This window comes from Asaia sp. SF2.1 (genome assembly GCF_000505765.1).
Classification (GTDB): Bacteria; Pseudomonadota; Alphaproteobacteria; order Acetobacterales; family Acetobacteraceae; genus Asaia; species Asaia bogorensis.
Genome location: NZ_AYXS01000049.1, coordinates 29,349 through 30,205, shown reverse-complemented (window position 1 = coordinate 30,205; position 857 = coordinate 29,349). Strand labels below are relative to the sequence as shown.

Here is an 857-nt window from a genome sequence, read left to right as displayed (position 1 = left end):
CCCACATTACCCGCCAGCACGATCACATCGGCCAGCGACACCTTGCGCCCATGATGCGCGCCGCCATTGAAATGCTGCTGCACCGCCTCGAGCTTCGGCAGAACGGATTTCAGCTCTGCCGGATCATTGACGGCCCAGTCATTCTCGGGCGCCAGACGGATACGGGCCCCATTGGCCCCGCCGCGATGATCGGAGTCACGGAACGATGCGGCAGAGGCCCAGGCGGTCTTGATCATCTCGCGCTCCGTCAGCCCGGATGCCGCGATTGCCTTCTTCAGCTCGCGAATATCCGCCGCATTGACCATTGCGCCTTGTGCCGCCGGAAGCGGGTCCTGCCACAGGAAATCGGCCGCCGGGACTTCTGGCCCGAAATAGCGCGATTTCGGCCCCATATCGCGATGGGTCAACTTGAACCACGCGTGGGCAAATGCATCGGCAAACTGCTCGGGATGAGCGGCCCAGCGCGTGATGATGGCGCGATAGGACGGATCGGTACGCAGCGCGATATCGGTCGTGAACATCATGAGCGGATGCAGCTTGTTGGGATCGCTCGCATCCGGAACGATGTTCTCTGCGTCCTTGGGGACCCATTGCGTGGCCCCGGCCGGGCTCTTGGTCTTGACCCATTCATGACCCAGCAGATTGTCGAGATATTGCGAGGTGAAATGGATCGGATCAGCCGACCATGCGCCCTCGAGCCCGCTGGTGATGGCATCGGTCGCCTTCAGCTTGCCCTGTACGCAATGATTGGCCCAGCCCAGACCCTGCTGCTCGACAGGTGCCGCGGCAGGGGCCACGCCCACGCATTTGATGGCCGAAGCCGCACCATGCGCCTTACCGAAAGTATGGCCGCCTGC

Annotated in this window: 1 protein-coding gene; it reads right to left on the bottom strand. The window is 62.8% G+C overall.

The features are described from left to right. A partial coding sequence (locus P792_RS33685) for a peroxidase family protein (RefSeq protein WP_304412562.1) occupies positions 1 to 857 on the bottom strand: 857 nt, incomplete at both ends.